Below are 24,107 nucleotides of genomic sequence, written 5' to 3'. Positions count from 1 at the left end.
GCTCGACGGTGGCCAACACACCTTCCGCCAAAAAACGTGCAAAACAGGCTGAGAAGCGTCGCAGCCACAACGCCAGCCTGCGTTCCATGGTTCGTACCTACATCAAGAATGTAGTTAAAGCCATCGACACCAAAGACGCTGAAAAAGCCCAAGCTGCTTACGTTCTGGCCGTGCCAGTTATCGACCGTATGGCTGATAAAGGCATCATCCACAAGAACAAGGCCGCTCGTCATAAGAGCCGCCTGAATGGCCACATCAAGGCTCTGAACGTCGCTGCAGCAGCCTAAGTGGTAAAAACTGCAACGTAACCCAGGTTACGTAACAGTTAAGAAATGCCCCGTACCGAAAGGTCCGGGGCATTTTTGTTTTCTGCAATGCGCAGAACTAAATGTGAGATGAGGCTATTTTCAAACACAAAAAAAAGCCCCGAACCAGTCGGGGCGTTTTTTCTACCTATTGATCAAACCACAATCAATGGTGATGACCACCTTCACCGTGGACGTGGCCGTGAGCTACTTCTTCTTGGGAAGCGTCACGGATGGCGACGATCTTCACTTGGAAGTTCAGGCGCTGGCCAGCCAGAGGGTGGTTGCCGTCGACAGTGACGTCGTCGCCGTCCAGATCACGGATGGTGACGATCTGCATTTGGCCGTCCGGCGCAGAAGCGTGGAACTGCATGCCGACTTCCAGCTCATCAACGCCTTCGAACATGCTGCGGCTCAAGGTGCTGACCAGTTCGGCGGAGTATTCGCCGTAGGCATCTTCAGGTTCTACGGCGACGGTCAGTTCATCACCGACGCTCTTGCCTTCCAGCGCCTTCTCCAGGCCTGGGATGATATTACCTGCGCCTTGCAGGTAGACCAGCGGCGCGCCGCCGGCGGAGCTGTCGATGACCTCACCAGCGTCGTTGGTCAGGGTATAGTCGATGGAGACAGCCTTGTTAGCGGCGATCGTCATGGGGCGAGACCTTTTGCATAAGAATGAAGAACGGACAAGTCTAAACAAGGATTTGCCCGAAAGCGAACAGAACCCGGACAGACGGAGCCGATCAACGGCATCCTTGATCACTGGATTCCACCAGGACCTTGCGCTGCACTGGGTTGTCGAACTGTCCTGCGGGCACACTCAGCACCTGCGTCACCAGCCGCCATGGCAGTCGCGTGCGTGGGTGCTCGATGCGGCGCAGCGCCTTGAAAAAATAGGCCAAGCCTTTGCTTGCGGCTGGTGTGCGCAAGTTCGCGAATAACGATAACCTTGGCACCTGATTCCCGGTAGGCGCTCAGCCATAGGGCACCACCGAAGCCATGCACCTCCAGAGAATTCGCATGCAAACTTTTTTTATCGCGCCCACCGATTTTGGTGTGGGTCTGACCTCCATCAGCCTTGGGCTGGTGCGTACACTTGAACGGGCCGGGTTGAAAGTCGGCTTCTTCAAACCGATTGCCCAGCCACACCCGGGCGACACCGGCCCCGAACGCTCCACCGAACTGGTGGCGCGCACTCACGGTTTGAAGCCGCCGCAGCCATTGGGCCTGGCCCATGTGGAGCGGATGCTCGGCGACGGCCAGCTCGACGAACTGCTCGAAGAAATCATCACCCTGTATCAGCAAGCCGCCGTGGGCAAAGACGTGCTGATTGTTGAAGGCATGGTGCCCACCCGCAGCGCCAGCTATGCGGCGCGGGTCAACCTGCACTTGGCCAAGAGCCTCGACGCGGAAGTGATCCTGGTGTCGGCGCCGGAAAACGAAGTACTCACCGAGCTATCAGGCCGCGTGGAGTTGCAGGCGCAACTGTTCGGCGGCCCGAAAGACCCGAAAGTGCTCGGTGTAATCCTGAACAAGGTGCGCACCGACGAAAGCATGCAGGCCTTCTCGGCGCGATTAAAAGAACATTCGCCGTTGTTGCGCAGCGGTGATTTTCGCCTGCTCGGCTGTATTCCCTACCAGCCCGAACTCAACGCGCCGCGCACGCGCGATGTGGCCGACCTGATGGGCGCGCAGATTCTCAACGCCGGTGACTACGAAAGCCGGCGCATGAGCAAAATCATCATCTGCGCGCGCACCATGCGTAACACCGTGGAGCTGCTCAAGCCCGGCGTGCTGGTAGTGACGCCGGGCGACCGCGACGACATCATCCTCGCCGTCAGCCTGGCCGCGATTAACGGAGTGCCGCTGGCCGGTTTGCTGCTGACCAGCGACACCCTGCCCGACCCGCGCATCATGGATTTGTGCCGTGGCGCGTTCCAGGCCGGCCTGCCGGTGCTGTCGGTAAGCACCGGCTCGTACGATACGGCGAACCAGCTCAACGGCCTGAACAAAGAAATCCCGATTGATGACCGCGAGCGCGCAGAAATCATCACCGACTTCGTCGCCAGCCACCTCGACGCCCGCTGGCTGCACCAACGCTGCGGCACGCCGCGCGAAATGCGCCTGTCGCCGGCGGTATTCCGCTACCAGTTGATCCAACGCGCTCAAGCCGCCAACAAGCGCATCGTGTTGCCCGAAGGCAGTGAGCCACTGACCGTGCAGGCCGCCGCGATCTGCCAGGCGCGCGGCATTGCGCGCTGCGTGCTGCTGGCCAAGCCTGAGGATGTGGAAGCGGTCGCCCGCGCACACGGCATCGAATTGCCCGACGGCCTGGAGATTCTCGACCCGGACCTGATTCGCCAACGTTATGTCGAACCGATGGTCGCGCTGCGTAAAAGCAAGAGCCTGAATGCACCCATGGCCGAGCAGCAACTGGAAGACACCGTGGTGATCGCTACGATGATGCTCGCCCTGGATGAAGTGGACGGCCTGGTGTCCGGGGTTATCCACTCCACCGCCAACACCATCCGCCCGGCCCTGCAACTGATCAAAACGGCGCCGGGCTGCACGTTGGTGTCGTCGGTATTTTTCATGCTGTTCCCCGAGCAGGTGCTGGTCTACGGCGACTGCGTGATGAACCCGCACCCAAGCGCTGCAGAACTGGCGGAAATCGCCCTGCAAAGCGCCGACTCGGCCGCGGCATTCGGCATCACCCCACGTGTGGCGATGATCAGCTATTCCAGCGGCGACTCGGCCAGCGGTGAGGAAGTCGAAAAAGTTCGCGAGGCCACCCTGCTCGCCCAAGAGCAACAAAGCTCGCTGCTGATCGACGGGCCGTTGCAGTACGACGCCGCTGCCAACGAAACCGTCGCCCGGCAATTGGCGCCCAACAGCCAGGTTGCCGGCAAGGCCACGGTGTTTGTGTTCCCCGACCTGAACACCGGCAACACCACGCACAAAGCCGTGCAACGCAGCGCCGATTGCGTGAGCCTTGGGCCAATGCTGCAAGGCCTGCGCAAACCGGTGAACGACCTGCCGCGCGGCGCTCAGGTCGACGACATCGTGTACACCATCGCGTTGACCGCGATCCAAGCCGCCAACCGACCTATGGAGATCTAAATGCCGGGTTTTCTGCCTGCCGCCGTGCGCGGGGTGATCGCGTCCCTGTTACTGGCGCTGAACACGATCCTTTTGTGTTCGTTTCTGTTTATCGTCGCGCTGTTCAAGGCGCTGCCGTTCGCCAAACGTTTCAGCGAATGGCTGATGAACCACACCCACGAAGCCTGGGTGACCAATAACAAAGGCTGGATGAACCTGGTACGGCGCACGCGCTGGCACCTGACCGGCCTTGAAGGCCTGGACTATGAGCACTCCTACCTGGTGACCAGTAACCACCAGAGCTGGGTCGACATCATGGTGCTGCAATACGTGCTCAACCGACGCATTCGCCCGCTGAAGTTCTTCCTCAAGCAGGAACTGATCTGGGTGCCGGTGATTGGCCTGGCGTGGTGGGCCTTGGGTTTCCCGTTCATGAAGCGCTACACCAAGGCCTACCTGGAGAAACACCCGGAGAAAAAAGGCAAAGACCTGGCGACCACCCGCAAGACCTGTGCGAAGTTTCGCGACAACCCGGTGGGCATTTTCAACTTTGCTGAAGGCACGCGGTTTACGCCGGGCAAACATGCTCAACAAAAATCGCCGTTTCGCTATTTGCTCAAGCCCAAGGCCGGTGGCATCGCGTTTGTGCTGGATGCCATGGGCGAGCAATTGAAATCACTGGTCAACGTGACCATCCACTACCCTGCCGGGCGCCCTGGGTACTGGGATTTGCTCTGCGGGAATGTGCAGGATGTGGTGGTGCACTTTGAAGAGGTGCAGATTCCGGCCGAGTTTATCGGCAAGAATTATGAGCAGGATGGCGAGTATCGGTTGGCGTTCCAGGGCTGGATTAACCGGTTGTGGGAAGACAAGGATGCCCTGCTGGATAAGCTTCACACAGATTACCCAGCCAACAGGTGACCCTGCCCGATCTAGAGAATGTAAAAAGCCCGCCACCGATCTCCCGGTGGCGGGCTTTTTCTTGCAGCTTGCAGCTAACCGCTTCTAGCTAGCCTCTTCTTTAGATCGCGCCGCGCTGACGCAACAGTTCCAGCACCTGTTTGACGCTGTCTTCCAGCGACAACGCCTGGGTGTCGATTACCAGGTCGGCATTCAACGGCACGTCGTACGGGAAGGATTCGCCAGGGATGTTATCCCCACCGGCGGCGTACAAACCTTGCGGGTCGCGCTCGGCGCACACCAGCGGCGATGCCTGCACGTAAACCGTGAGCAGGCGGTCGGCACCGATCAGCGCCTTGGCCTGTTCGCGGCCTTCGGCATCCGGCGCGACGAAGGCGGCCAGGGTCAGCAAGCCAGCTTCGTTGAACTGACGCGCAACGTGAGCGGCACGCCGCCAGTTTTCGGTCCGCCCGGCACGGTCCTGCGGCAACCCTTTGTTGAGGTCGCGACGCAGGTTCTGGCCGTCGAGTACAAACACCGCACGGCCCATGTCGAACAGCTTGCGCTCAACCGCATAGGCCAAGGTGCTTTTGCCGGCGCCCGACAGGCCGCTGAACAACACGGTGGCCGGCTGCTGGCCGAAGCGCTGGGCGCGTTCTTCGGTGGCTACATGGGCAAGGCTGCCGTGTTGCGCAGCGCCGCCATGGCTGACCGGAGGCGCGATGATCATGCCCGCGGCCACAGTGCCATTGGTCAGGCGGTCGATGACGATAAACGCACCGGTGGTGCGGTTGCTGTCGTAACCGTCCAGCGCGATGGCCGCGTCAAGGCTGACTTTGACCCGGCCAATCTCGTTCAACTGTAAAGAGCTTGCCGGGCCTTCGGCCAGGGTGTTCACGTCCACACGGTGCACGATGCTGGTGATGGAACCCGGCACGTAGCTGGTGGCACGTTTGATGTCGTATTTCTTGCCCGGCAGCATCGGTTCTTCGGCCATCCACACCAGCATGGCGTCGAAGGCGTCGGTCACTTGCGGCACGTTATCGGCATGCACCAGCAGGTCGCCACGCGAGATGTCGATCTCGTCTTCCATGGTCAGGGTCACGGCCTGGCCCGGGCCTGCTTGCTCCAACTCACCGTCGAAGGTGACGATGGATTTGACGCGGCTGCTCTTGCCCGACGGCAGCACCACGACTTCGTCGCCCTTGTGCACAATGCCGCTGGCGAGGGTGCCGGCAAAACCACGGAAGTTCAGGTTCGGACGGTTGACGTACTGCACCGGAAAACGCAGATCGGTGTAGTTGCGGTCGTTGGCGATCTCGACGGTTTCGAGAATCTCCATCAGCGACTGGCCGGTGTACCAGGGCGAACGCTCGCTCTTGTTCACCACGTTGTCGCCCTTGAGCGCCGACATCGGCACGAACGCCATGGTGCTCGGCTTGAACGCGATGCCGTCGGCGAACGTCAGGTAATCGGCCTTGATCTGCTCGAATACGTTTTGGTCGAAGCCATTGATGTCCATCTTGTTGACGGCCACCACGATGTGCTTGATGCCCAGCAACGAGGCGATGAAGCTATGGCGACGGGTCTGGGTCTGCACGCCGTAGCGCGCGTCGATCAGAATAATCGCCAGGTCACAGGTAGACGCGCCGGTGGCCATGTTGCGGGTGTACTGCTCATGGCCAGGGGTGTCGGCAATGATGAATTTGCGTTTGGCGGTAGAGAAGTAGCGGTAGGCAACATCAATGGTGATGCCCTGCTCGCGCTCGGCCTGCAGGCCGTCGACCAGCAAGGCTAGGTCGATGTCATCGCCGGTGGTGCCGGATTTTTTCGAATCGCGGGTGATAGCTTCCAGGTGATCTTCGTAGATCATCTTGGAGTCGTGCAGCAGGCGCCCGATCAGGGTGCTCTTGCCGTCGTCGACGTTGCCGCAGGTCAGGAAGCGCAACATTTCCTTGCGCTCGTGCTGGCCCAGGTAGGCGAGGATGTCCTCGCTGATCAAATCAGATTGATGGCTCATAGTGTTCAAGCTCCAAGCTGTAAGCTTCAAGCGGCAAGCTTGTCGGCGTACAGCTAGTCAGAAATTTTGTTGATCAGGCCGCAGAGCATTTTTGAGAGCTCGCGAGTTTCTGCAATCCAGTTATCAGCCAGCGGTTGGGCGATGTAAGCAATGTCGCTGCCGATGAGAATCTGTGTACGTAACTCCCCACAAGAACCCTTCGCGATCCAGAGAAAATGCGCCTTCTCTTTGACACTGCGACGCTCCATGCCTTCAGCAATATTGGAGGGCAGCGAAAGTGCAGAGCGGGTAATCTGGTCCTTGAAACCAAAGTCCCTGCAGTCAGCAAGCTCTCGATAAACCCCCACCGCCAAACGCCTGCTTCTCTGCCAAACAACCAGTCTCTCGAAGTCCATTACGAGTCACCCAATCGCGGCTCGCAACAACCGGCTGCAAGCACCAAACTGCGAAATTACGCGTAACGCCGTTAACTTGCAGCTTGCCGCTTGTAACTCGAAGCTTAGAAATAGCCTTGACGTTTTTTATCTTCCATCGAGCCTGCGCCATCGTGGTCGATGACACGGCCCTGGCGCTCGGAAGTTCGCGTCAGGAGCATTTCCTGAATGATGTCCGTCAGCGTCTCGGCTTCGGACTCCACCGCGCCCGTCAACGGGTAGCAGCCAAGGGTACGGAAACGTACTTTCTTTTTGACGATGCGGGCTTTGTCTTCGTCGGACAAGTGTTCGAGGATGCGGTCGTCGTCGATCATGATCAACGTGCCGTTCTTCTCGATCACGTCGCGTTCGGCGGCAAAGTACAGCGGCACGATCGGGATGCCTTCCAGGTAGATGTACTGCCAGATGTCCAGCTCGGTCCAGTTGGACAGCGGGAACACGCGGATCGACTCACCCTTGTTGACGTTGCCGTTGTAGACGTTCCACAGCTCCGGGCGCTGGTTTTTCGGGTCCCAGCGGTGTTTGCTGTCGCGGAACGAGTACACGCGCTCTTTGGCGCGGGATTTCTCTTCATCGCGACGCGCACCACCAAACGCTGCGTCAAAACCATGCCTGTCCAACGCCTGCTTGAGGCCTTCGGTCTTCATGATGTCGGTGTGCTTGGCGCTGCCGTGGGTGAACGGGTTGATGTTCTGCGCCACGCCGTCCGGGTTGATGTGGGTGATCAGGTCCAGGCCGAGGTCTTCGACCATTTTGTCGCGGAACCTGTACATTTCCTGGAATTTCCAGCGGGTGTCGACGTGCATCACCGGGAACGGCAGTTTGCCCGGAAAAAAGGCCTTGCGCGCCAGGTGCAGCATCACGGCGGAGTCTTTACCGATCGAGTAGAGCATCACCGGGTTATCGAACTCGGCGGCGACCTCGCGGATGATGTGGATGCTTTCCGCCTCCAGCTGTTTCAGATGCGTCAGTTTGTCGACCATGGTTACTCACGGAAAAACGATCTTATGGACGGCCAGCGGGCCGTGTTCGAGCGGGGCATGCTAGCACAGCACCTTCTTCTATTCAGGGAGCCAGCTAGATCGAAACGGTATATGAATATGCCCCGCAGTTTGGCCCTTGCGATCTATGAACGGCGGCCATTGTGGGAGGGGGCTTGCTCCCGATGGCGGTGGTTCAGTCAACGAATACGCTGAATGACACACTGCAATCGGGAGCAAGCCCCCTCCCACATTTTGCCCGGCGTTGCGGATCAGATCGGGTTCGGGCAGTCGATGAACAGATGTTCCAGGGCGAAACGCCGTGCCAGGTAATCGCCCAGCGCCTGCACGCCATAACGCTCGGTGGCGTGATGCCCTGCTGCGATAAAGCTGATGTCGTTTTCGCGCGCACTGTGGAAGGTTTGCTCCGACGCTTCACCGCTCAGGTACAGGTCGACACCCGCCGCAATCGCCTGGTCGATGTAGCCCTGCCCGCCGCCCGTGCACCAGCCGACGCGGCGGATCATTTCGCTGCCTTCGATCAACAGCGGCTCGCGGCCCATTACGTCTTGCACCCGGCGCGCAAAATCGCGGGGTGACAGAGGCTCGGCGAGGGAGCCGACCAAACCGACGATTTTCGGGTTGCCGGGGTCCAGCGGGCCTTCTACGGTAATGTCCAACTGGCGCGCCAACTGCACGTTATTGCCCACGTCCGCGTGCAGGTCCAGCGGCAAGTGGTAAGCCAACAGGCTGATGTCGTGCTTGAGCAGGGTTTTCAGGCGGCGCTGTTTCATGCCGGTGATGCACGGGTTTTCGCCCTTCCAGAAATAACCATGGTGCACCAGCACCAGGTCGGCCTGGGCCTCGACGGCGGCGTCCAGCAGGGCTTGGCTTGCGGTCACCCCGCTGACGATACGCATCACTTGCGGACGCCCTTCAACCTGCAGGCCATTGGGGCAATAATCGGCAATTTTTGCGCTGCCGAGGTAGCGGTCCGCTTCCTCGACGAGGGTGGTCAAAGCAACGGCCATAAAAGACTCCTAAATATCCCGTTCCGAGGCGCACGCAGCCTCGTATAATGCGCGACATTATGGGCGCTCTCCCGCCCCCTGCAACCTGTCAGGACTTACTTGATGCTCAAGGCACTGCGTTTTTTTGGATGGCCATTGTTGGCTGGCGTGCTGATCGCGACGCTGATTATTCAGCGTTATCCCCAGTGGGTGGGCTTGCCAAGCCTGGATGTGAACCTGCAACAGGCACCGCAAACCAGCTCGGTGGTGCAAGGCCCGGTGACCTATGCCGACGCGGTGGTGATCGCCGCCCCTGCCGTGGTCAACCTGTACACCACCAAGGTCATCAACAAACCGGCGCACCCGTTGTTTGAAGACCCACAGTTTCGCCGCTATTTTGGCGACAACGGGCCAAAGCAGCGGCGCATGGAGTCGAGCCTCGGTTCTGGTGTGATCATGAGCCCGGAAGGTTACATCCTCACCAACAACCACGTGACCACAGGCGCCGACCAGATTGTGGTGGCCCTGCGCGACGGCCGTGAAACCCTGGCCCGCGTGGTCGGCAGCGACCCGGAAACCGACCTTGCGGTACTCAAAATCGATTTAAAAAGCCTGCCGTCGATCACCATCGGCCGCTCCGAGGGGCTGCGCGTGGGCGATGTGGCGCTGGCGATCGGTAACCCGTTCGGCGTCGGCCAAACCGTGACCATGGGCATTATCAGCGCCACCGGGCGTAATCAGCTGGGGCTTAACAGCTACGAAGACTTTATCCAGACCGATGCGGCGATCAACCCGGGCAACTCCGGCGGCGCGCTGGTGGATGCGAATGGCAACCTGACCGGGATCAACACGGCGATTTTCTCCAAATCCGGCGGTTCCCAAGGCATCGGCTTTGCGATCCCGGTGAAGCTGGCGATGGAAGTGATGAAATCGATCATCGAGCATGGCCAGGTGATTCGTGGCTGGCTGGGCATTGAGGTGCAGCCGCTGACCAAAGAGTTGGCCGAGTCGTTTGGCCTGACCGGACGCCCCGGCATCGTAGTGGCCGGGATCTTCCGCGACGGCCCGGCGCAGAAAGCCGGCCTGCAACTGGGTGACGTGATTCTGAGCATCAACGGCGAACCGGCGGGCGATGGCCGCAAGTCGATGAACCAGGTGGCGCGGATCAAACCGACCGATAAGGTCGCGATCCAGGTGATGCGCAACGGCAAAGAGATCAAGCTGATGGCCGAAATCGGCCTGCGCCCACCGCCTGCACCGGTGAAAGAAGAAGAATAAGCCCGCTCACTGGGGTGCCCGTTCGCGGGCACCTGTAAGCTTATATTTCAAAGCGCAGCCATTCTCATTAGTCATGTTATATTGTTTCAATATAGACATTGGAACGCTCTATCATGCCGTCTCGAAGAATCGCACCCTTGGCTGGCCTGGCCTTGGGTTTACTGCTGGACCCTGCCTTTGCAGAAGAAAACACCGTAGAACTCGACACCATCAGCGTCACCAGCGACGCCTATGAGTCCGCCACCAGCCCGGTCAAAGGCTACCGCGCGACCCGCTCCGCCAGCGCGACCAAGACCGACACGGCACTGCGCGACATCCCGCAATCGATCAGCGTGATTCCCGCCACGGTACTCAAAGACCTCGGCAGTACCAGTGTGGAGCGCGCCCTGGAGTTTGCCGGCGGCGTGTCCAAGCAAAACAACTTCGGCGGCCTGACGCTCTACGAATACAGCGTGCGCGGCTTCACCACCTCAGAGTTCTATCAGGACGGTTTCAGCGCCAACCGGGGCTACCCAAGCACACCGGACGCGGCCAATATCGAGCGCATTGAAGTGCTCAAAGGCCCCGCGGCCAGTTTGTACGGGCGCGGCGATCCGGGCGGCACGGTGAATATCGTCACCAAGAAACCTCAGCCGGAAGCCTTTACCACCGTGCAAACCAGCGCCGGCAGTTGGGACCGCTACCGCACGGCGCTGGATGTGAACACGCCGCTGGACGCCGAGGGCCAAGTGCTGTCGCGGGTAAACCTGGCGGTGGAAGACAACCACAGCTTTCGCGACCACGTGGGCGCCAAGCGCGTGTTCGTCGCGCCGTCTTTCAGTTGGCAATTGAACCCGGATACCAGCCTGCTGGTGGAAAGCGAATTCGTGCGCCACCGCTCGACGTTCGACCGTGGCATCGTCGACGCCAGCGGTGTATCGCGCGCAACCTTCCTCGGCGAACCCAACGATGGCGACATCCGCAACCACAACAACCGCCTGCAAGCCGCCCTCGAACATCACCTTAACGACGCCTGGAAACTGCGCCTCGCCAGCCACTATAAACAGGGCAGCCTGTGGGGCGACGCCTCGGAAAACCGCGCGCTGAATGCCGACGGCCACACCGTCAACCGCCGCTACCGCGAACGCGCAACGGGCTGGCACGACAGCATTACCCAACTGGAATTGCGCGGTCTGTTTGACATTGGCAGCTGGCAGCATGAACTGCTGATCGGCACCGAATACGAGGACTACCGCAAGCAGGAGCGCGTCACCACGATTGGCGGCAACCCCTACGCCATCGACATTTACAACCCGGTTTACGGCCAGCCCAAACCCAACGGCGCGCGCTCCGGCACCGATTTCTTCGAGCAGGTGAAAAGCCAGGCGCTGAACCTGCAAGACCAGATCGTCTTCACCGACCGCCTGCGCGGCATGCTCGGCGCGCGGTTCGAGCATTTCGAGCAAAGCACCGATGACTTCACCCGTAACAACGCCAAGAGCCGGCAAACCCACGATGCGTTGACCCAACGCGCCGGTTTGCTCTACCAGCTCACGCCGCAGGTTGGCGTGTTCGCCAACGCGTCCACCTCATTCAAACCGAACAGCGGGCTGGACGCCGCCGGCAAATCGTTCAAGCCCGAAGAAGGCGTGGGTTATGAAGTGGGTATCAAGACCGAGCTGTTCGACGACCGCCTCAGTGCTACCCTCGCCGCCTTCCATATCGAAAAGGAAAATGTGCTGGCGCTGGACCCGGCCACCGACACCAACCGCGCCATGGGCAAAGCGCGCAGCCAGGGGGTTGACCTGCAACTGAGCGGGCAACTGACGGATGCTGTACGCGTGATCGGCGCGTTTGCCTACATCGACGCCGAAGTGACCAAAGGCGACAAGGCGATTCCCGCCGGCAGCCGGATTCTCGGCGTGGCCAAGCGCAGCGGCAGCCTGTTGGGCGTGTATGAGTTCCAGGAGGGGGCGTTACGTGGCTCGGACCTCGGCGCAGCGTTCACCTATGTGGGTGATCGCTCCGGCGAAGCAGGCGGCAGCTTCGAACTGCCGGCCTACCACACCGTGGATTTACTCGCGCATTACAAGGCCACGGAAAACGTCACCGTGGGCCTGAACCTCAACAACCTGTTCGATGAAAAGTACTACGAGCGCTCCTACAGCAATTACTGGGTCAACCCCGGCGAGCCGCGCAATTTCACCGTCAGTTTGACCCTCAACCTCTAACGCTCGCGCCTACAGTTGCTGCGGCGCGCGCTCGCACAGGGTGTTAAGCGCCGCAGCCCATTGCGGCGCATCGTTGAGGCACGGCACCAATACCAGCTCCTCGCCCCCCGCTTCGCGGAACTGTTCCAGCCCGCGATCGCCGATTTCTTCCAGCGTCTCGATGCAGTCGGCAACAAACGCCGGGCACATCACCAGCAGCTTTTTCACGCCTTGCCGGGCCAGCGCTTCAAGGCTGGCTTCGGTGTAGGGTTCGATCCACTTGGCGCGGCCCAAACGCGATTGGAAGGCAACCGACCATTTACCCTCCGTCAGGCCCATGCGCGCGGCAAAGTCCCGGGCGACGCTGAAGCACTGCGCGCGATAGCACGTGGCAAGTACCTCGGGCGAGGCGTTCTTGCAGCAGTCGGCGTCCTTGAAACAGTATTGGCCGGTCGGGTCGAGCTTCTTCAAGTGGCGCTCGGGCAGGCCGTGAAAACTCAGCAGCAGGTGATCAAAATCCTCTTCTACGTACGGCTTGGCACTCGTGACCAACGCGTCGAGGTATTCCGGCTGATCGTAGAACGGTTGCAGGATCGAGAACTGCACATTGAGTTTCTTGTCACGCACCACACGCCTGGCTTCTTCAATCACCGTGGTCACGGTGCTGTCGGCAAACTGCGGGTACAGCGGCGCCAGGGTGACCTTTTGAATGCCTTGAGCGGCGAGCCGCGTGAGGGTGGTTTCAAGCGATGGCTCGCCATAGCGCATCGCCAGCTCGACCGGGCCGTGTGTCCATTGTGCGGTCATCTGCTGTTGCAGGCGGCGGCTGAGCACCACCAGAGGCGAGCCCTCGTCCCACCAGATCGACGCGTAGGCGTGCGCCGACTGCTCGGGACGCTTGATGCAAATCAGCGACACCAGCAAGCGGCGCACCGGCCAAGGCAGGTCGATCACGTAGGGGTCCATCAGGAACTGATTAAGGTAGCTGCGCACATCGGCCACCGAAGTGGACGCCGGTGAGCCCAGGTTGACCAGTAACAACGCGTGATCAGTCATGCAACATCCTATCTTCAGAGGCGGCTGGATAAGTCTTCCAGGGCCGCGTGCAACTCAGTGAACTGAAAAGTGAAACCGGCGGCCTGCAGCCGTTCGGGAATTGCCTTCTGCCCGCCCAACAACAAGCCGGACAATTCGCCCAACCCCACCTTTAACGCAAACGCCGGCATTGGCATGAACGCGGGACGGTGCAGCACGTGGCCGAGGGTTTTGGCGAACTCGCGGTTACGCACCGGGTGTGGCGCGCAGGCATTATAAGGACCGCGGGCATCGGCGTTGTGCAGAAGAAAATCAATCAGGGCGATTTGATCGTCGATATGCACCCAGGGCATCCACTGCCGACCGTTGCCAATCGGCCCGCCCAACCCCAGCTTGAACGGCAGCAACAGCCGCGACAAAAAGCCGCCCTTGGCCGACAGCACCAGGCCCGTGCGCACCAGCACCACCCGCACGCCCAATGCTTCGGCGCGCAGCGCGGTTTCTTCCCAGGCAATACACAACTGGCTGGGGAAATCGTCCTGTACCGGGCCACTGTCCTCGGTCAACTCGCGCTCGCCGCCGTCGCCGTACCAACCCACCGCAGAGCCGGAAATCAGCACCGCCGGTTTTTGCGCCAGGCCCTCCACCCAGGCCAGCAGGGTTTCGGTGTGGCCGATGCGGCTGCGCCACAACAGCGCCTTGCGCTTTTTGGTCCACGGGCGGTCGGCAATCGGCGCGCCAGCCAGGTTGATCACCGCGTCCACATTACCGCTCACGTCTTGCAAGCGGCCGACACCCTGCACCTGCGCACCGCACCAACGGGCGACGGTGTCTGGTTCACGGCTCCAAACGGTCAAGCGATGCCCTTGGGCAAGCCAATGCTGGCAGAGTTGGCGGCCGATCAGGCCTGTACCGCCGGTCAGCAAAATATGCATGGGACGCTCCTCATGTAACGTTCGCCGCCCGTCACTGGTCTATTTTATAGGCAGGGATGATGCGTAATCGGGCGTGGCCTTGGTTTAAGCAACAGGTGCCTGCAGCAGGTTCAAGCCTGCGCTTTAACCATATGTCACGCCGTAAGAACAGGTACGCCAAAACTTATACTAAAAAACAATATTGTACAGCTATTGGTGTCGGCGTAGTCTGTACCCAACGGTAAAACGAGGCCTCCCATGACTGTTCCCATCGCGATCATCGGCACCGGCATCGCCGGTCTCTCCGCCGCCCGAGCGTTACAAGACGCGGGCCACGCGGTGCAACTCTTCGATAAAAGCCGCGGCAGCGGCGGCCGCATGTCCAGCAAGCGCAGTGACGCCGGCGCGCTCGACATGGGCGCGCAGTACTTCACCGCCCGCGACCGGCGCTTCGTCAACGAAGTGCAACGCTGGCAAAGCCACGGCTGGGCCGAACAGTGGAAGCCGCAGCTGTATAACTTCAAGTCCGGGCAACTCACGCCCTCCCCCGATGAACAGATACGCTGGGTCGGCACGCCGCGCATGAGCGCAATCACCCGCGCGCTGCTCGATGACTTGCCGGTGACGTTCGGTTGCCGCATCACCGATGTGTTCCAGGGCAAACAGCACTGGAACTTGCTGGACGCCGACGGCGGCAACCACGGCCCATTCAGCCACGTCATCATTGCCACCCCGGCGCCGCAAGCCACCGCGCTGCTGGCCGCCGCGCCCAAGCTTGCGAGCGCCGCCGCCGGGGTAAAAATGGACCCCACGTGGGCCATCGCCCTGGCTTTCGACCAGCCTTTGGACACGCCGATGGAAGGCTGCTTTGTGCAAGACAGCCCGCTCGACTGGCTGGCGCGCAACCGCAGCAAACCCGGGCGCGATGCAGCCCTGGACACGTGGGTGTTGCACGCCACGAGTGCATGGAGCAAGGCGCATCTCGACCTGCCTAAAGAAGCGGTGATCGAGCACCTGCACGGCGCCTTCGCCGAACTGTTGCACAGCGCCATGCCGGCGCCGTCCTTCAGCCTGGCGCATCGCTGGCTCTACGCACGGCCGTCCGGCGCACATGAGTTCGGCGTGTTGGCCGACGCCGACCTGGGCCTTTACGTGTGCGGCGATTGGTGCCTCTCGGGCCGCGTCGAAGGCGCTTGGCTGAGCGGCCAGGAAGCCGCTCGCCGCTTGATCGAGAACCTGTAATGAATCAGATCAACCCAGCCAAATTGCTGCTGTCGAAGTGGACGGCAGCGCGCCCTATCAACAAAGAAAAACATTTTTTGGTAACCGAATTGTTTCGGGACGAAGAAGGCACCGTGCTTGAAATCGAGCTGCAGGCCATCATGACCCGGCGCGCTGAACGCTTGGCGTGGCAAACCCTGCAAAACGACGACGACTGGCGAATCGGCTGGAAATAACCCCCTCTGCAATTACTTGTACAAAATATTTGACTTGTACAGCATCAAACCTATGATGAGGTTAAGTTGTACAGAACTTGCAGTTTGTACAGGTATCTCGCAGAGGTTCGATCATGTCCGACACCGCAAAACCGAAGATCGCCATCAGCGCCTGCCTGCTGGGCGAGAACGTGCGCTTCAACGGCGGACATAAACAATCGCTGCTGTGCAGCCAAACCCTCGCCGACTATTTCGACTTTGTGCCGCTGTGCCCCGAAGTCGCCATCGGCTTGGGTATCCCGCGCGAGCCGATTCGCCTGGTGGGCGACCCGGCCAACCCACAAGCAGTCGGCAGTGTGCGCCGCGAACTGAATGTGACGCAGCCGCTGGACGACTACGGCCAGCAGATGGCGGCCGAACACATCGACTTGTGCGGCTATATCTTTATGCAGAAGTCGCCGTCGTGCGGCCTCGAACGGGTCAAGGTCTACCGTGATAACGGCACGCCCGTCGACGGTGGCGGGCGAGGTATCTACGCCCAGGCATTTTGCGCACGCCACCCCAACCTGCCGGTGGAAGAAGACGGCCGGCTGAATGACCCGGTGCTGCGCGAAAATTTCCTTACCCGTGTGTTCGTCTACGCCAGTTGGCAACAGCTGCTCAGCGAAGGCCTCAGCCGTCATCGCCTGCTGGGGTTTCATTCGCGCTACAAGTATTTGTTGATGGCCCACAGCCCGGCGCATTACAAAAGCCTGGGCCACTTGCTCGGCAGCATGCACAAGGGCACTGACCTGGATGAACTCGCCGCCTGCTACTTCAGCGACCTGATGACCGGACTGAAAAAATGCGCCACGCGTGGCACCCATTCCAATGTGCTGCAACACATCAGCGGCTACCTCAAGCAGGCCATCAGCGCTGATGACAAACAGGAAATGCAAACCGTCATCGGCCAATACCGCCACGGCATCGTGCCGCTGGTGGTGCCATTGACGCTGCTCAAGCACCACTTTCGCCAACACCCGGACCGCTACATCGCGCAACAGGCGTACCTGCAACCGCACCCGGAAAATCTCAGCCTGCGTAATGCGATCTAATCCATGAAAAGCGCCATTGAAGCTACCCTGCAAGACGAACCCGGCGAAGACATTGCCCAAGCCCTCGAAGACGGCTGGTTGCCGATTCGCGAAGTGGCGCGCCAAACCGGCGTCAACGCGGTGACCTTGCGCGCGTGGGAGCGCCGCTACGGGCTGATCGTGCCGCAGCGCACGGCCAAAGGCCACCGCCTGTTCAGCGACGATCACGTGCAACGCATTCACACCATTCTGACCTGGCTCAATCGCGGCGTGCCGGTCAGCCAGGTAAAAGGCTTGCTCGACTCCGCGCAAAACAGCAGCGATACCGTCGAAAATGAATGGCACGCCCTGCGCCAGACCCTGGTGAGTGCGATCAGCGAGTTGGCCGAGCGCCGCGTCGACGATGCCTTCAACCAAGCCATGGCGCTGTACCCGCCACGCACCTTGTGCGAGCAATTGATGCTGCCGCTGCTCACGGAACTGGAACAACGCTGGCAAGGCCAGTTCGGCGCACAGATGGAGCGGGTGTTTTTCCTGTCCTGGCTGCGCAGCAAGTTTGGCGCACGTATTTACCACAACAACCGCCAGCTGCAAGGCCCGCCGTTGCTGCTGGTCAACCACTCCGACGTGCCGCTGGAACCGCACTTGTGGCTGAGCGCCTGGCTGGCGAGTAGCGCCGACTGCCCGGTGGAAGTCTTCGATTGGCCGCTGCCGGCTGGCGAACTGGCGCTGGCGGTCGAACACCTGCAACCGCGTGCGGTGCTGCTGTATTCGAGCAAAGCGTTACATTTTTCGGCTATCCCAAAACTTCTCAATGGTGTCAGTTGCCCAACGTTGATAGCCGGACCAACGGTATGCATCCACCAGGCCGAGTTAGCCGTATTAACCCGCGACACCCCTGAATTGTATGTGGCCGAAGACCCCTTGGCGGCCCACCAGATATTGCTCCAGCGTGGAATTGTTTAAATGCACTTGATCTGGCTGCGCACCGACCTGCGCCTACACGACAACACCGCCCTGGCCGCCGCGAGCCAGCGCGGCCCGCTGGCGGCCGTGTACCTGATCACCCCCGAACAGTGGCTGGCGCACGATGATGCGCCGTGCAAAGTCGACTTTTGGCTGCGCAACCTGCAGCACTTGAGCCAGGCGCTTGGCAAGCTGAACATTCCCTTGCTGGTGCGCACCGCCGCGACGTGGGACCAGGCACCTGATGTGCTAAGCACACTGTGCCGGGAACTGTCAGTGGAGTCGGTGCACGTCAACGAGGAATATGGCATCCACGAAAGCTGTCGCGATGCCGCCGTGGCCCAGGCCCTGGAAGCCTGCGGCGTGACGTTTCACAGCTATCTGGACCAATTGTTCTTCCAGCCCGGCAGCGTATTGACCAAAACCGGCACCTACTTTCAGGTGTTCAGCCAGTTCCGCAAGGTCTGCTACACACGCCTGCACAGCGCGTTGCCGCGCCTGGTAGCGACGCCGAATGCACAAGCGCCGATCGCGCTGAAAAGCGACCCGATCCCGCACGCCGTTGCCGGCTTCGAGCCGCCCAGCGACAGCCTGCGCGCGCTCTGGCCCGCCGGTGAAGACGAAGCGCGGCGCCGTCTGGAGGCCTTCGCCGACCAGCAGATCAGCTACTACAAAGACGAGCGCGACTTCCCGGCCAAACCCGGTACCAGCCAGCTCTCTGCCTACCTCGCAGCGGGCGTGGTTTCGCCGCGCCAGTGTTTGCACGCCGCTTTGCAAAGCAACCAGGGTGAATTCGAAAGTGGAGACATCGGCGCCATCACCTGGATCAACGAGCTGTTATGGCGCGAGTTCTACAAGCACATTCTGGTCGGCTACCCACGCGTGTCACGCCACCGTGCATTCCGCCCCGAGACCGAAGCGGTGGCCTGGCGCAACGCACCCAAAGACCTCGCGGCCTGGCAAGAAGCGCGCACCGGCCTGCCGATCATTGACGCGGCGATGCGCCAGTTGCTCGAAACCGGCTGGATGCACAACCGCCTGCGCATGGTCGTGGCCATGTTTCTGACCAAGAACTTGTTGATCGACTGGCGCGAAGGCGAGCGCTTTTTCATGCGCCACTTGATCGACGGCGACCTGGCGGCTAACAACGGCGGCTGGCAGTGGAGTTCTTCGACCGGCACCGATTCGGCGCCGTACTTCCGGATTTTCAGCCCGTTGAGCCAGTCGGAAAAATTCGACGGCGAAGGCGTGTTCATCAAGCATTGGCTGCCGGAGCTGGCCGCGCTGAATAAAAAGGAAGTGCACAACCCCGAGGCGGCCGGTGGCCTGTTCGGCGTGGCGGATTACCCGCGCTCGATTGTCGACCTGAAAAAGTCCCGGGAGCGTGCATTGGCAGCGTTTCGCAGCCTGCCATCGCGCGCGGCGGCGGGAGGTGCGCATGAGTGACTTCCTGCCCAGGTTCGCCCAAGCGTTTGCGACGCTCGACAAGCATAACTTGCACCTGCTCGACAGCCTTTACAGCAAAGACATCGCGTTCACCGACCCGCTGCATGAAGTTCACGGGCTGCCCGCGATGCATCGCTACTTCACCGAGTTGTACAGCAACGTCAGCCAGCTACGTTTCGACTTCCACGGCTTTGACCCGGTGGCCGAAGGCGAAGGCTATTTGCGTTGGAAAATGAGCTTCTGCCACCCACGCCTGGCCAATGGCAAGGTGATACGGGTGGAAGGTTGTTCGCACCTGCTGTGGCGCGACAACAAGGTGTACCGCCATCGTGATTATTTCGATGCGGGCGCCCTGCTCTATGAACACTTGCCAGTACTCGGCCGCGTAGTCAGCTGGCTGAAAAGGAGAATGGGATGAGCCTCACACCGCCCCGCCGATATTGGCTGACCGGCGCCAGCAGTGGCATCGGCGCCTCGCTGGCCGTGGAATTACTCAACAGCGGTGCCCACGTGGCCCTCAGCTCGCGCAGCAAAGGCCCGCTGGAGGCGCTCGCTCAGCGTTATCCGGGGCAAGTGCTGGTGGTCGAAGGCGACCTGACCAACAGCCAGACCGTGCGCGAAATCGGTGAGCATATTGCAGAGGTCTGGGGCTCGCTGGACACAGTGATCCTCAACGCCGGCACCTGTGAATACGTGGATGCGCGCCAGTTTGACTCATCAATTGTCGAGCACGTGGTACGCACCAATCTACTCGCCAGCAGCTATTGCATCGAAGCCGCGCTGCCGTTGTTGCGCAAAGGCCTTACCCCGCACCTGGTGGGCGTAGCCAGCGCCGTGACCTACCTGCCGATGCCGCGCGCCGAGGCGTATGGCGCCTCCAAAGCCGGGCTGCGCTATTTGTTCGAAGCGCTGCGCATCAGCCTGTCGCCCGAGAACATCGACGTCACGGTCATCAGCCCGGGCTTTGTCGACACGCCGCTGACCGAGCGCAATGACTTCCCGATGCCGATGAGCTGGTCTGCCGATAAAGCCGCGCGGCATATCTTCGCCAAACTCGAAAAACGCCCACTGGAAATCGCCTTCCCGGCGATGTTTATCGCGACCTTGTGGCCGCTGTCGAAGCTGCCCAACCGTGTGCAACTGATCATCGGCAAACGCATGCTGCGCAGCCCGCCGCCGCAGAAGGACGACCTGTGAAGATCGCGATTATCGGCAGCGGCATCGCCGGGCTGACCAGCGCTTACCTGCTCAGCCGTCGCCACGACATTAGCGTGTTCGAAGCGGGCGAGCGCATTGGCGGGCATACCCATACGGTCAATGTGACCGTCGAGGGTAAAGGCTACGCGGTGGACACCGGGTTTATCGTGTTCAACGACTGGACCTACCCCAACTTCATCCGCCTGCTGGGGCAGATTGGCGTGACGTTCAAACCCACCGAGATGAGCTTCTCGGTGTGTGACCAGAGCGCCGGTTTCGAGTACAACGGCAACAACCTCAATAGCCTGTTTGCGCAGCGGCGCAATATTCTGTCACCCGGGTTCTGGGGCATGTTGCGCGACATTTTGCGCTTCAATCGCCAAGCGCCGCTGGACCTGCAAGAGCAGCGCATCAGTGCCGAGATGACCTTGGGTGATTACCTCGAAGCCGGGGGTTATGGCCCACGGTTTATAAAGCATTACATCGTGCCGATGGGCGCGGCGATCTGGTCGATGTCGCTGGCGGACATGCTCGGTTTCCCCTTGCAGTTCTTTGTGCGTTTTTTCAAGAACCACGGTTTGCTGTCGGTCAACAACCGGCCGCAATGGTGCGTCATCGAAGGCGGGTCGAGCAGCTACATCGAACCGCTGACGCGCAGTTTTCACCCACACATCCGCCTCAATTGCCCTGTGCATAAGGTTGAGCGCACGAGTGACGGCGTGGTTATCCACAGCCCTGCCGGCAGCGAGACCTTTGATCACGTGGTGTTCGCCTGTCATAGCGATCAAGCGCTGGCGTTGTTGTCTGACCCAAGCCAGGCCGAACAGGAAATCCTCGGTGCGCTGCCTTACGCCGACAACGACGTGGTACTGCACACCGACACGCGCCTGCTGCCAGACCGCAAACTGGCGTGGGCCAGCTGGAACTATCGCCTCACCGGCGACGCGCAGACGCAGGCTGCCGTGACCTACGACATGAACATCCTGCAAGGCATCGACAGCGCCACCACCTTCTGCGTCAGCCTGAACCAGACGCCGATGATCGACCCGCTGAAAATTCTTGCCCGCTATACCTACGCCCACCCGCAATACAGCCTGGCGGCAGTCGCCGCGCAAGCACGTTGGCAAGAGCTGAACGGTGCACAGAACACGCATTATTGCGGCGCCTATTGGGCCAACGGTTTCCATGAAGACGGCGTGGTCAGCGCATTGCGCGTGGCCGCAGCCTTTGGGGAAACCCTGTGAACAGCGCCCTGTACAGCGGCTGGATCGCCCATCGCCGGTTTACGCCCAAGGCGCATGCCTTTCGCTACCGCATCGGCCTGCTGTACCTGGATTTAAGTGAACAAGAGCAAGTACTCGGGCTGTCGCCGCTGGCGGGCGCAAGTCGCTTGGCGCCGTTCGGCTTTCGCCAGCAAGACTACCTGCGTGAGTTCACGCGCCACGGCATGAGTTTGACCGATGCCGTGCGCCAGCAAGTCGGCCAGGCCTTGGGCCGTACACCGCAGGGCGCTATCTGCCTGCTGACCCAGGCGCGCAGTTGGGGCCTGGCGTTTAACCCAGTGAGTTTCTTTTATTGCTTCGAGGCCGACGGGCAACTGGCCGCGATCCTCTGTGAAGTGACCAACACGCCATGGCGCGAGCGTTATCACTACGTGCTGCCGGCGCAGGCGCTCGGCGCGGATGAACATCAACATTTCGCCGTGGCCAAGGCCTTCCATGTGTCGCCGTTTTTGCCGCGCGACCTCGAATACCGCATGAGCTTCAGCCCGCCCGCCGCCAAGCTCGGCGTGCACATGGCCGATTGGCAAGGCGAGCTGAAAGTCTTCGACGCCACCTTGAGCCTGCACAAAGAAGCGCTGAACCGCGCCAGCCTGCATCGCTACCTGTGGCGTTTTCCGTGGATGACTGCCAAGACCTGCCTCGCCATTTATTGGCAGGCCGTGCGCCTTTTGCTCAAACGCACACCGATTTTTTCTCATCAGGCCGCCGATGGCGCCTCTCGCACTGCTGTCGGGTATAACAAGGATCGCCGCCATGAAATCCCCTAGCTTATCGGTCAAGACCAGCCGTCTGAACGTCAATGGCATGACCAGCGCATTGTTGCGCAAGGCCGTGCTGCGCCAACTCGGCCAACTGCGCCACGGCCAGTTGGTGGTGATCGAGGAGGGCGAACGCCAAGTGTTCGGCGCACGCGAAGCGCACTTGCTGGGGGAAATCCAGATCCTCGATTCGGCCGTCTGGGGCCTGGTGGCGGCCAACGGCTCGATCGGTGCGGGCGAGGCGTTTATTCACGGTTACTGGACCAGCCCCGACCTGACCGCCGTGGTCCGCGTGATGGTCAGCAACCTTGAGGTGCTCGACGCGATGGAGGGCGGCCTGGCACGCCTGGCGCGGCCATTCACCCAAGGCCTGCATTGGCTCAACCGCAATACGCGCAAGGGCTCGCAAAAAAATATCGCTGCCCATTACGACCTGGGCAACGACCTGTTCGAAGAATTCCTCGACCCGACCATGATGTATTCGGCGGCGCAGTTCCTGAGCCCCGACGACACCCTGGAACAGGCGCAACTGAACAAACTGGAGCGCATCTGCCAGAAGCTTTCGCTCAAACCCACTGACCATTTGCTGGAAATCGGCACCGGTTGGGGCAGCATGGCGCTGTACGCGGCGCAGCATTACGGTTGCAAGGTCACCACCACGACGCTGTCCAAAGAGCAGTTTGCCTACACCGAAAAACGCATCGAGGCCTTGGGGCTGAAGGGCCAGGTGACCCTGTTGCTGCAGGATTACCGCGACCTCACCGGCCAGTACGACAAGCTGGTGTCGATCGAGATGATCGAAGCCGTGGGGCACCGCTTTCTGCCGACTTACTTCAAGCAGTGCGCGCATTTGCTCAAGAGCGACGGCCTGATGTTGCTGCAAGCCATCACCATCCGTGAGCAACGTTTTGAGCAGGCCAAGAACAGCGTCGACTTTATCCAGCGCTATATTTTCCCCGGTGGCGCCCTGCCCTGTGTGCAGAATATGTTGCAGATCGTCAGCCGCGACACCGACATGAACCTGCTGCACATGGAGGACTTCGGCCTGCACTACGCGCGCACCCTGCGCCTGTGGCACGAGAACTTTCGCCGCGCGCACAGCCGTCTCGCAGAGCTGGGCTACGATGAGTACTTCCTGCGCTTGTGGGAATTCTACTTGTGCTACTGCGAAGGTGGGTTCATGGAACGCACGATTGGTACCGCGCAGTTGCTGCTGGCCAAGCCTGCCGCGATCAACCCGCCCTTGCTCGGACGTTTCAGTGCTTAAACCTTTGGCGAATGCCGCGCTGTTCCAGTGCGGCTGGTTTGCGTGCGTGATGGGTGGCGACAGCCGCTGGTTACTCGTTGGGGTCGCCGTGCTGGCCATCCATCTGCTGTGGATAAGTTCATGGTCGAAGGACGGGCGGGCCATCCTCGCCGTGACCGTGCTGGGCACCGCGGTCGACACCGTGTTGCGCGCCTTGGACGTGTTTCATTTCAGCCTTCCAGGGCCGCTGATTCCTGTTTGGCTGATGCTGCTGTGGGCGTTGCTGGCGACCACACTGCGCCACTGCCTGGCCTGGAGCGCGCAACCCTGGTGGCGCGCCAGTGTGTTGGGTGCGTTGGGCGGGCCACTGTCGTATTACGCCGGCAGCCAATTGGCCGGCGTGAGCTTTGGTTACGCCACCGTGCCGACCCTGCTCGGCCTGGCGCTGCTGTGGGCGCTGCTGTTCCCCATGCTGCATTGGGTTGCGCGGCAGCTGGGGCGTTAACGCCCGTCAGAGCATTCATACGCGCGCCACGCG

24 protein-coding genes are annotated in these 24,107 nt (G+C 60.7%); 17 read left to right on the top strand and 7 right to left on the bottom strand.

Translation table 11 applies throughout. The annotated features are described in order from the left end of the window. Nucleotides 1-8 precede the first annotated feature (8 nt). Nucleotides 9-287, top strand: coding sequence for a 30S ribosomal protein S20 (gene rpsT / locus AO240_RS05010; protein WP_003171647.1), 279 nt, complete (start codon nucleotides 9-11; stop codon nucleotides 285-287). A gap of 184 nt (nucleotides 288-471) precedes the next feature. Here the strand turns inward: rpsT and AO240_RS05005 are convergent, their stop codons facing one another. Further along, nucleotides 472-957 (bottom strand): peptidylprolyl isomerase, encoded by a 486-nt coding sequence (locus AO240_RS05005; RefSeq protein ID WP_027606858.1) that lies wholly within the window; start codon nucleotides 955-957, stop codon nucleotides 472-474. Here AO240_RS05005 and AO240_RS05000 point away from each other — a divergent pair. The 3 genes from AO240_RS05000 to AO240_RS04990 all read left to right on the top strand — a co-directional run bounded on the left by AO240_RS05000 (nucleotide 956) and on the right by AO240_RS04990 (nucleotide 4,325). Continuing rightward, nucleotides 956-1,246 (top strand): DUF3565 domain-containing protein, encoded by a 291-nt coding sequence (locus AO240_RS05000; protein ID WP_099235403.1) that lies wholly within the window; start codon nucleotides 956-958, stop codon nucleotides 1,244-1,246. The genes AO240_RS05005 and AO240_RS05000 overlap by 2 nt on opposite strands. A 79-nt stretch (nucleotides 1,247-1,325) precedes the next feature. Continuing rightward, complete coding sequence (gene pta, locus AO240_RS04995) at nucleotides 1,326-3,425, top strand: phosphate acetyltransferase (protein WP_099235402.1); 2,100 nt, start codon at nucleotides 1,326-1,328, stop codon at nucleotides 3,423-3,425. Beyond that, a complete protein-coding gene (locus AO240_RS04990; RefSeq protein ID WP_099235401.1) occupies nucleotides 3,426-4,325 on the top strand; it encodes an acyltransferase in 900 nt (299 codons plus the stop codon). It begins immediately after the preceding gene. 100 nt (nucleotides 4,326-4,425) lie between these two features. On the opposite strand, the gene cysN is transcribed toward AO240_RS04990, so the two are convergent. The 4 genes from cysN to AO240_RS04965 all read right to left on the bottom strand — a co-directional run bounded on the left by cysN (nucleotide 4,426) and on the right by AO240_RS04965 (nucleotide 8,769). Then, nucleotides 4,426-6,324, bottom strand: coding sequence for a sulfate adenylyltransferase subunit CysN (gene cysN, locus AO240_RS04985; RefSeq protein WP_099235400.1), 1,899 nt, complete (start codon nucleotides 6,322-6,324; stop codon nucleotides 4,426-4,428). 53 nt (nucleotides 6,325-6,377) lie between these two features. Continuing rightward, nucleotides 6,378-6,719: a four helix bundle protein gene (locus AO240_RS04980; protein ID WP_099235399.1), complete on the bottom strand. Its 342-nt coding sequence runs from the start codon at nucleotides 6,717-6,719 to the stop codon at nucleotides 6,378-6,380. Between the two features lie 104 nt (nucleotides 6,720-6,823). Next, nucleotides 6,824-7,741 carry a sulfate adenylyltransferase subunit CysD gene (cysD, locus tag AO240_RS04975; RefSeq protein ID WP_099235398.1) on the bottom strand — a complete coding sequence of 306 codons (918 nt, stop codon included), beginning with the start codon at nucleotides 7,739-7,741 and terminating at the stop codon, nucleotides 6,824-6,826. Between the two features lie 269 nt (nucleotides 7,742-8,010). Beyond that, nucleotides 8,011-8,769 (bottom strand): Nif3-like dinuclear metal center hexameric protein, encoded by a 759-nt coding sequence (locus AO240_RS04965; protein WP_099235396.1) that lies wholly within the window; start codon nucleotides 8,767-8,769, stop codon nucleotides 8,011-8,013. Between the two features lie 102 nt (nucleotides 8,770-8,871). Between AO240_RS04965 and algW the strand changes: the two genes are divergently transcribed. Both algW and AO240_RS04955 read left to right on the top strand, forming a co-directional pair. Continuing rightward, nucleotides 8,872-10,026, top strand: coding sequence for a Do family serine endopeptidase AlgW (gene algW / locus AO240_RS04960; RefSeq protein WP_058411418.1), 1,155 nt, complete (start codon nucleotides 8,872-8,874; stop codon nucleotides 10,024-10,026). Between the two features lie 113 nt (nucleotides 10,027-10,139). Next, a complete protein-coding gene (locus AO240_RS04955; protein ID WP_099235395.1) occupies nucleotides 10,140-12,236 on the top strand; it encodes a TonB-dependent siderophore receptor in 2,097 nt (698 codons plus the stop codon). 9 nt (nucleotides 12,237-12,245) lie between these two features. Here the strand turns inward: AO240_RS04955 and hemH are convergent, their stop codons facing one another. After that, nucleotides 12,246-13,271: a ferrochelatase gene (gene hemH, locus AO240_RS04950; protein WP_099235394.1), complete on the bottom strand. Its 1,026-nt coding sequence runs from the start codon at nucleotides 13,269-13,271 to the stop codon at nucleotides 12,246-12,248. Between the two features lie 14 nt (nucleotides 13,272-13,285). Beyond that, a complete protein-coding gene (locus AO240_RS04945) occupies nucleotides 13,286-14,185 on the bottom strand; it encodes a TIGR01777 family oxidoreductase (protein WP_058411421.1) in 900 nt (299 codons plus the stop codon). 237 nt (nucleotides 14,186-14,422) lie between these two features. On the opposite strand from AO240_RS04945, the gene AO240_RS04940 reads away from it, so the two are divergent. The 11 genes from AO240_RS04940 (at nucleotide 14,423) to AO240_RS04890 (ending at nucleotide 24,074) form a co-directional block, all read left to right on the top strand. Further along, nucleotides 14,423-15,406: an NAD(P)/FAD-dependent oxidoreductase gene (locus tag AO240_RS04940; protein ID WP_099235393.1), complete on the top strand. Its 984-nt coding sequence runs from the start codon at nucleotides 14,423-14,425 to the stop codon at nucleotides 15,404-15,406. Further along, on the top strand, nucleotides 15,406-15,621 hold the full coding sequence (locus tag AO240_RS04935) for a TIGR02450 family Trp-rich protein (RefSeq protein WP_099235392.1): 216 nt from the start codon (nucleotides 15,406-15,408) through the stop codon (nucleotides 15,619-15,621). Before AO240_RS04940 ends, AO240_RS04935 begins: the two co-directional genes overlap by 1 nt. 113 nt (nucleotides 15,622-15,734) lie before the next feature. Continuing rightward, the gene (locus tag AO240_RS04930) at nucleotides 15,735-16,694 is read left to right on the top strand and encodes a DUF523 and DUF1722 domain-containing protein (RefSeq protein ID WP_099235391.1); all 960 of its coding nucleotides are present in this window, start codon (nucleotides 15,735-15,737) and stop codon (nucleotides 16,692-16,694) included. A gap of 15 nt (nucleotides 16,695-16,709) precedes the next feature. Further along, nucleotides 16,710-17,639: a MerR family transcriptional regulator gene (locus AO240_RS04925; protein WP_099235449.1), complete on the top strand. Its 930-nt coding sequence runs from the start codon at nucleotides 16,710-16,712 to the stop codon at nucleotides 17,637-17,639. Beyond that, nucleotides 17,640-19,085, top strand: coding sequence for a deoxyribodipyrimidine photo-lyase (phrB, locus tag AO240_RS04920; RefSeq protein WP_099235390.1), 1,446 nt, complete (start codon nucleotides 17,640-17,642; stop codon nucleotides 19,083-19,085). Beyond that, nucleotides 19,078-19,503 (top strand): nuclear transport factor 2 family protein, encoded by a 426-nt coding sequence (locus AO240_RS04915; RefSeq protein ID WP_058411426.1) that lies wholly within the window; start codon nucleotides 19,078-19,080, stop codon nucleotides 19,501-19,503. Before phrB ends, AO240_RS04915 begins: the two co-directional genes overlap by 8 nt. Further along, nucleotides 19,500-20,282: an SDR family oxidoreductase gene (locus AO240_RS04910; protein ID WP_099235389.1), complete on the top strand. Its 783-nt coding sequence runs from the start codon at nucleotides 19,500-19,502 to the stop codon at nucleotides 20,280-20,282. Before AO240_RS04915 ends, AO240_RS04910 begins: the two co-directional genes overlap by 4 nt. Next, nucleotides 20,279-21,526 carry an NAD(P)/FAD-dependent oxidoreductase gene (locus AO240_RS04905; RefSeq protein ID WP_099235388.1) on the top strand — a complete coding sequence of 416 codons (1,248 nt, stop codon included), beginning with the start codon at nucleotides 20,279-20,281 and terminating at the stop codon, nucleotides 21,524-21,526. Before AO240_RS04910 ends, AO240_RS04905 begins: the two co-directional genes overlap by 4 nt. Beyond that, nucleotides 21,523-22,332 carry a DUF1365 domain-containing protein gene (locus AO240_RS04900; RefSeq protein WP_099235387.1) on the top strand — a complete coding sequence of 270 codons (810 nt, stop codon included), beginning with the start codon at nucleotides 21,523-21,525 and terminating at the stop codon, nucleotides 22,330-22,332. Before AO240_RS04905 ends, AO240_RS04900 begins: the two co-directional genes overlap by 4 nt. Beyond that, nucleotides 22,319-23,590 carry a cyclopropane-fatty-acyl-phospholipid synthase family protein gene (locus AO240_RS04895; RefSeq protein WP_099235386.1) on the top strand — a complete coding sequence of 424 codons (1,272 nt, stop codon included), beginning with the start codon at nucleotides 22,319-22,321 and terminating at the stop codon, nucleotides 23,588-23,590. Before AO240_RS04900 ends, AO240_RS04895 begins: the two co-directional genes overlap by 14 nt. Then, nucleotides 23,583-24,074, top strand: a complete 492-nt coding sequence (locus AO240_RS04890; protein ID WP_099235385.1) for a DUF2878 domain-containing protein — start codon at nucleotides 23,583-23,585, stop codon at nucleotides 24,072-24,074. The genes AO240_RS04895 and AO240_RS04890 overlap by 8 nt, the downstream gene beginning before the upstream one ends. The last annotated feature ends 33 nt before the right edge of the window (nucleotides 24,075-24,107 follow it).

The organism is Pseudomonas sp. ICMP 460 (genome assembly GCF_002723595.1).
GTDB classification, from domain to species: domain Bacteria; phylum Pseudomonadota; class Gammaproteobacteria; order Pseudomonadales; family Pseudomonadaceae; genus Aquipseudomonas; species Aquipseudomonas kitaguniensis.
Note: the sequence above shows the minus strand (reverse complement) of the source record. Positions and strands in the feature narration are given on the sequence as shown.

Bases quoted from the DNA above. Each gene is read 5' to 3' on its own strand.
- AO240_RS04940 (WP_099235393.1), top strand. From the start codon at position 14,423: ATGACTGTTCCCATCGCGATCATCGGCACCGGCATCGCCGGTCTCTCC.
- AO240_RS05000 (WP_099235403.1), top strand. From the start codon at position 956: ATGGGGCGAGACCTTTTGCATAAGAATGAAGAACGGACAAGTCTAAAC.
- AO240_RS04915 (WP_058411426.1), top strand. From the start codon at position 19,078: ATGAGTGACTTCCTGCCCAGGTTCGCCCAAGCGTTTGCGACGCTCGAC.
- cysD (WP_099235398.1), bottom strand. From the start codon at position 7,741: ATGGTCGACAAACTGACGCATCTGAAACAGCTGGAGGCGGAAAGCATC.
- AO240_RS04910 (WP_099235389.1), top strand. From the start codon at position 19,500: ATGAGCCTCACACCGCCCCGCCGATATTGGCTGACCGGCGCCAGCAGT.
- AO240_RS04935 (WP_099235392.1), top strand. From the start codon at position 15,406: ATGAATCAGATCAACCCAGCCAAATTGCTGCTGTCGAAGTGGACGGCA.
- AO240_RS04980 (WP_099235399.1), bottom strand. From the start codon at position 6,719: ATGGACTTCGAGAGACTGGTTGTTTGGCAGAGAAGCAGGCGTTTGGCG.
- AO240_RS04895 (WP_099235386.1), top strand. From the start codon at position 22,319: ATGAAATCCCCTAGCTTATCGGTCAAGACCAGCCGTCTGAACGTCAAT.
- AO240_RS04930 (WP_099235391.1), top strand. From the start codon at position 15,735: ATGTCCGACACCGCAAAACCGAAGATCGCCATCAGCGCCTGCCTGCTG.
- AO240_RS05005 (WP_027606858.1), bottom strand. From the start codon at position 957: ATGACGATCGCCGCTAACAAGGCTGTCTCCATCGACTATACCCTGACC.
- AO240_RS04955 (WP_099235395.1), top strand. From the start codon at position 10,140: ATGCCGTCTCGAAGAATCGCACCCTTGGCTGGCCTGGCCTTGGGTTTA.
- AO240_RS04990 (WP_099235401.1), top strand. From the start codon at position 3,426: ATGCCGGGTTTTCTGCCTGCCGCCGTGCGCGGGGTGATCGCGTCCCTG.
- hemH (WP_099235394.1), bottom strand. From the start codon at position 13,271: ATGACTGATCACGCGTTGTTACTGGTCAACCTGGGCTCACCGGCGTCC.
- algW (WP_058411418.1), top strand. From the start codon at position 8,872: ATGCTCAAGGCACTGCGTTTTTTTGGATGGCCATTGTTGGCTGGCGTG.
- phrB (WP_099235390.1), top strand. From the start codon at position 17,640: ATGCACTTGATCTGGCTGCGCACCGACCTGCGCCTACACGACAACACC.
- cysN (WP_099235400.1), bottom strand. From the start codon at position 6,324: ATGAGCCATCAATCTGATTTGATCAGCGAGGACATCCTCGCCTACCTG.
- AO240_RS04945 (WP_058411421.1), bottom strand. From the start codon at position 14,185: ATGCATATTTTGCTGACCGGCGGTACAGGCCTGATCGGCCGCCAACTC.
- pta (WP_099235402.1), top strand. From the start codon at position 1,326: ATGCAAACTTTTTTTATCGCGCCCACCGATTTTGGTGTGGGTCTGACC.
- AO240_RS04965 (WP_099235396.1), bottom strand. From the start codon at position 8,769: ATGGCCGTTGCTTTGACCACCCTCGTCGAGGAAGCGGACCGCTACCTC.